Below are 5,751 nucleotides of genomic sequence, written 5' to 3'. Positions count from 1 at the left end.
CGCTGCATGGACTGCGGCATCCCGTTCTGCCACGCGGGCTGCCCGCTGGGCAACCTCATCCCCGAGTGGAACGAACTGGTCTCGCGCGACGACTGGCGGCGGGCGAGCGAGCGGCTGCACGCGACCAACAACTTCCCGGAGTTCACCGGCCGGCTGTGCCCGGCGCCCTGCGAGAGCGGATGTGTGCTGGCCATCAACCAGCCCGCGGTGACGATAGAGGACGTCGAGCGGGCCATAGTGGACCGGGCGTGGGAGAGCGGCTATGTGATCCCGAAGCCACCGGAGCGGCTGTCCGGGAAGACCGTCGCGGTCATCGGCTCGGGCCCGGCGGGCCTGGCTGCGGCCCAGCAGCTGACCCGCGCCGGACACACGGTGGCGGTGTACGAGCGGGCCGACCGGGTGGGGGGTCTGCTGCGCTACGGCATACCCGAGTTCAAGATGGAGAAGCGCCACCTCGACCGCCGGCTGGCGCAGATGCGCGCGGAGGGCACCAAGTTCCGTACGGGCGTGGGCGTGGGCACCGACGTGGACGCCGCCGAGCTGCGGGCCCGTTACGACGCGCTGGTCATCGCGGTCGGGGCGACGGCGTGGCGGGAGCTGTCGGTGCCGGGGCGGGAGTTGGCCGGAATACACCAGGCGATGGAGTATCTGCCGCTGGCCAACCGGGTCCAGGAGGGCGATTTCGCCCGGCCGCCGATCACGGCCGAGGGCAGACATGTGGTGATCGTCGGCGGCGGGGACACGGGCGCGGACTGCCTGGGCACCGTGTTGCGCCAGGGCGCGGCCTCCGTCACCCAACTGGACATCCACGTCCGGCCCGGGACCGAGCGGCCCGAGGACCAGCCCTGGCCGGTCCACCCCAAGATCTACCGGATGTCCGCCGCCCATGAGGAGGCCCAGGAACTGGGCGCGTCCCCGGACGCCGATGTGGACGCACGGCTGTTCTCGGCCGCCACGATCCGCTTCGAGGGGGCGCACCCTGGCCCGGGAGGCGCGACGGCCGGTGTCCGGGCGCTGCGGCTGGTCGGGATCGACGCGGACGGGCGGCCCGAGTCGGGCTCCGAGCGGGTGCTGCGGGCGGACATGGTCCTGCTGGCGCTGGGCTTCTCGGGTCCCGAGCGGGACGGCGGTCTGATCGACCAGCTCGGCCTGGAGCTCGACGCCCGGGGCAATATCGCCCGGGACGAGGGGTTCGCAACCGGCTGCGAAGGCGTCTTCGTGGCGGGTGACGCGGGCCGCGGCCAGTCGCTGATCGTATGGGCCATCGCCGAGGGCCGCTCCGCCGCCGCGGCCGTGGACCGCTATCTCGCGGGCTCCACGACGCTCCCGGCCCCCGTCACCCCGGCCGACCGGCCGATGGTGGTCTGAGCGCGGCGGCCCGGCGGGATCCGGCGCGGCGGACCCGGGGCGGCGCTGTCAGACCCGGTGGATAACGTTCTTGGTAGCGGGGCCGGGCAGGGCCGCGCCGGAACCGCGGCATGCGGAAAAGCGGCATGCGGGATGAGAGTGCGGGATAAAGGGGGGCCAGTGGCACGGGTGACGGGGGAGAGCAGGCATGCCGCGGCGCGGGGGGTGATCGACCTGCGCGACCGCCGGGCGCTGCTGGAGTGTCAGGTGGCGGATCCGGCGGTGGCGGAGGAGGGCCGTCGGCTCAAGGAGGCGGCGCTGCTGGACTTCGGGGTCAAGGACAGCGTGGTGGGCTCGTGGCTGTACGCCAAGTGCCACCACCAGATCGCCACCGCGGCGGTGGACACGGCGGCGGTGGTGGCCGTGGGCGACGGCAGCTGCCTGCTGCTGTACAACCCGGAGTTCTTCGTCCGGATCGGGCCGAGCGGTGTGCGGTTCGTGCTGTTCCACGAGGCGCGCCATCTGATCCACCGCCATCTGTACGTGGACGAGGGGCTGCGCGCCGACCCCGTCTTCGAGTTGGCCGCCGAGGTGGCGATCAACCATGTGGCCATGGTCCGGTTGGGGCGTACGGAGCTGCCCGCCCAGGAGGTGCCGGACGGCCTCGGGGGCACCCGCCGCGAGCCGGTGGGCGTCGATCCGTACAAGGTGCATCGGCAGTATGTGGCCGATCTGTCCGAGCAGGGCCTGACGCCGCTGTCCTACCGGGACTTCGTCGACACCGACCTGGGGGTGTACGGGGAGCTCAAGCGGATGCGCCAGCCGCCCGTACCGCCCGCGGTGTGCATCCATATGCAGCTGGCCGGGGCCGAGCAGGGCCAAGGGGCGGGCCCCGGCCTGCCGATGGACGAGGAGACGCTGTCCTCCATAGTCGACGCCACCCTGAGCGAGGCGATGCGGGCGGCGCTGCGCGGCGAGGGCATCGCCCGGGAGGAGATGCTGGCCCTGGCGGACCGCACCGCCGGGGGCGGCAGGCGGCTGGAGCGCATGTGGGGCCGGATGGGCCTGGCCGCGCTGCGCGGTGAGACCCCGCGGACCCGGCGGGTGGAGTGGTGGCGGCGCTGGCTCTCCGATGTGCTGGCCTCCAAGCTGCGCGAGGGCGAGCGGTTGGTCTATCCGAAGAAGCAGGGGGCCGTGCTGCTGGCGCTCGGCCATGACCCGATGCTCTCCCGGCGGGGCGCGGAGCGCACCAAGGTGGTGGTGGTCGCGCTGGACACCTCGGGTTCGATGCCGCAGCAGGTGGTCGACTGGATCACCTCGCTGGTGGGCCGGACCGACGGGGTGGAGAGCCACTGGCTGAGCTTCGACGGCGCCGTGATGCCCTTCGTCCCCGGGGAGCGGGTGCTCGGCGGCGGCGGGACGAACTTCCAGCTGGTCGTCGACTATGTCGAGGGCCGACTGGAGGTGAAGGGGCGGCGGTTCGAGGAGCGCGCCGACGCGGTGATCATGGTCACCGACGGCTATGCGCCCAAGGTCACCCCGGCCCACCCCGACCGGTGGATCTGGCTGATCACGGACGGCGGGGACGACTGGCCGGAGCGGCACGATCCGCCGATGGCCTGCCATCGGGTGGTCACCGGTGACAGCTGACGGCCGACTCGTCGGCTGACCGTTTCGGACATCGACAGACACACAACGAGGGAACAGACCACTGTGAGCAGCGTGGAGACGACGGCACCGACCGCGGAGGACGGGTCCGCCGACCGGGCGGGACGGACGGCGCGGCAACCGCAGAAGACGCCGAGGACACAGAAGGCGGCGCGGCGGACCGGGCCGGGCAGCGGCGCCCGTCTGGAGCAGTTCATCAGCGCGATGATCGCCATGGGGCAGACCGGGCAGGTCTTCGGCGAGCACGGCATCGGCAAGACGTCGACATTTCACTCCTACGTCCCCGAGGCGCACCCCGGCACCGAGGTGATCCTGGTCCCGGCGGCCAATCTGACCCCGGACGACCTGCTGGTCAACGCGCCGGTGCGGGACGAGCACAGCGGTGAGCTGGTCCTCACCCAGCTGATTATGCGCCAGCTCACCCCCGGTATCCCCTTTGTGCTGCTGATCGACGACTCGCTGCAGGCCGGCGAGACCATTCAGTCCCAGCTGATGCAGATCGCCTGCAACTGGACGCTCGGCGAGCACGATCTGCGCAAGCTCGGCTGCGTCGGCGTCTTCCTCGCCGACAACGAGTCACTGGCCGAGACCAGCGCCCGGCGCAGCGATCTGGCCGTGCTGGATCGCATGGTCACCCTGCGGGTGACCGCCAATGACACCGCCTGGCGGCGGAAGCTGGCCGAGCGCTACGAGGACTGGGACCTGACCGAGGTGTTCCGGCTCTGGGCCGGGCTGAGCCCGCGGCTGCGCTCGCTGCTGTCGCCGCGCACCCTCCAGCATGTGCTGGACTGCGCCCGCGCCGGGTTTCCGTTGTCCTGGGCGCTGCCGCTGGTCGGCGGTCAGCGGCTGCGCCTGCGGGATACGAAGTCGGACGGCAAGCCCGGCCCCGACCGCACGGCGGAGATCCTGGACGGCATCGCCGCCGCCATCGGGTGCCCGAACCCGGCGACGATCGCGGATCCGGTGCGGGCCATTTTGCGCACCGCCGTCCGGGAGAACTGGTCCGTGCTGCTCCAGGGCCCGCCCGGCTGCGGCAAGACGGAGATCACCAAGGCGGTGGTCCGGGAGGAGACGGGGCGCGACCCGGTCTATTTCTCGCTGCCGGTGACCAATGTCGAAGACCTGTGTGTGCCGATCCCGACGCCCGACGGCACCTTGGACACGCTGCTCAGCCGCTCGCTCATGGGGCCCGAGTCCAAGGTGATCGTCTGGGACGAGTACAACCGGCCCAAGGACAAGGCCACCTTCGCCAAGCTGATGGAGATCACCCAGGAGTGGTCGCTGGCCGGCCGGCCGATTCCGGGGCTGTGCGCCCAGATAGCGCTGCAGAACCCGCCGTACCACCTCGGCCGCAAACTGCTGGTCAGCAGCAACAACGTGGCGCAGGCCAGCCGTTTCACGGTCAGCTACGAGGTGAGCCCGCAGGACATCCCCGCCAACCAGTGGCTGATCGACACCTATGGCGAGGTGGCCGAGACGGCGCTGGAGTGGTGGAAGAGCGATATCGACGACGAGGGCCGGGAGTGGATCACCAAGCGGACCCTGGAGCGGCTGATCAAGCTGCATCTGGCCGGGCAGCCGCTGGAGACCGGGCTGATCTACCTCGGCGACGGGGAGTACGCCCCGGTGCCGCTGTCCCAGCTCGAGGCGCGGCTGTCGGAGAGCCTGGGGCAGAAGGTCATCGGGCTGAAGGAGTTGGCGCGCGATGTGGCGGAGTGGGAGGCCAGGCTGGCCGCGGCCTGTGAGAGCTCGTCCGAGGGCACCAATGACACCGATCTGGTGCACCAGGTGTTCGCCAACGCCGAGGTCTCGCAGCTGAAGCGCCATGCCGAGGTGGTCGCGCGGCTGTTGCGCCATATGCCGCCCAAGCTGCGCGCCGCCCATCTGGTGGGGCAGACCCCGGAGCGGCAGCGGTTCTGGATCGGCGCGCTGTCCAGGATGGCCGAGCTGTCCGCGACCCCCTGAGCCTCACTTTCCCGTCCCTCCTCCTTCTCGCTCCCCTTCTTGCTCCCCCTGCACTCTTCTCGATGATCGGAGAACACCCGGCGTGGCGACCCTCGACGAATCCCTGCTCTCGGCCACGTTCCGGCTGGCCGGCCCCGCACTCGCCCCGGACCTGATGGCCCGGCTGCGCGAGGAGGCCATGGCGCTGGTGTCCGGGCCGGCACCGCTGCCCGACTATCTGGTGGACGAGATGTTCGCCACCGGTGACGGCGAAATGATCTGGGCCCTGTCCGGGTGCCCGCTGACGCCCGAGCGCAAACCGGTGCTGCTGCGCCTTGCCGCGCTCGGCTACACGGCGCTGGGCCCACGGCTCTACCGGGGCTACGGCGACCGCCGGAAACTGCGGGCCGCGGTGCTGGAGGGCGCGAAGCGGAATCTGGACGACCCCGACTGGCATGAGCCGGACGGGCTGGTGGAGTATCTGCTGAACACCAGCGGTCCGGACGAGCTCCGCCCGGCGCTGCGCGCGCCCTTCCCCCGCGTCGTGCGCCACGCCCTGAAGTCCGTCGGCATGAAAGCGGGCGCGAACGACCAGTTGGCGGCCTGCCGGGCCGTGCTCGCCTACGGCGGTGTGACCGAGCTGGCCGAGCTCGCCGAACTGCCCGTGCTGTACCCGGCGGTGGCCGAGCTGGTGCGCCGGGCGGTGGCCGCGCCGGACCCGGCGGCGGTGCTGGAGACCGCCTCGGTCCCCCAGGACGCCGAAGCCCCCGCCGACTCCGCCCCCGCCGACAC

The 5,751-nt window shown here is 71.6% G+C and carries 4 protein-coding genes; all 4 read left to right on the top strand.

From position 1 onward, the window contains the following. A partial coding sequence (locus tag CCN51_RS29050) for a glutamate synthase subunit beta (RefSeq protein ID WP_086860258.1) occupies positions 1-1,368 on the top strand: 1,368 nt, incomplete at its 5' end. Between the two features lie 204 nt (positions 1,369-1,572). Then, the gene (locus CCN51_RS29045) at positions 1,573-2,997 is read left to right on the top strand and encodes a DUF2201 family putative metallopeptidase (RefSeq protein ID WP_043488118.1); all 1,425 of its coding nucleotides are present in this window, start codon (positions 1,573-1,575) and stop codon (positions 2,995-2,997) included. Between the two features lie 63 nt (positions 2,998-3,060). Beyond that, positions 3,061-4,980 carry an ATP-binding protein gene (locus CCN51_RS29040; protein WP_014181606.1) on the top strand — a complete coding sequence of 640 codons (1,920 nt, stop codon included), beginning with the start codon at positions 3,061-3,063 and terminating at the stop codon, positions 4,978-4,980. An 82-nt stretch (positions 4,981-5,062) separates the two neighbouring features. After that, positions 5,063-5,751, top strand: a 689-nt coding sequence (locus CCN51_RS29035; protein WP_143675917.1) for a hypothetical protein, incomplete at its 3' end; no start/stop codon positions are given.

This window comes from Streptomyces milbemycinicus, from assembly GCF_002154605.1.
GTDB classification, from domain to species: domain Bacteria; phylum Actinomycetota; class Actinomycetes; order Streptomycetales; family Streptomycetaceae; genus Streptomyces; species Streptomyces milbemycinicus.
This window is presented reverse-complemented; position numbering and strand designations above follow the sequence as displayed.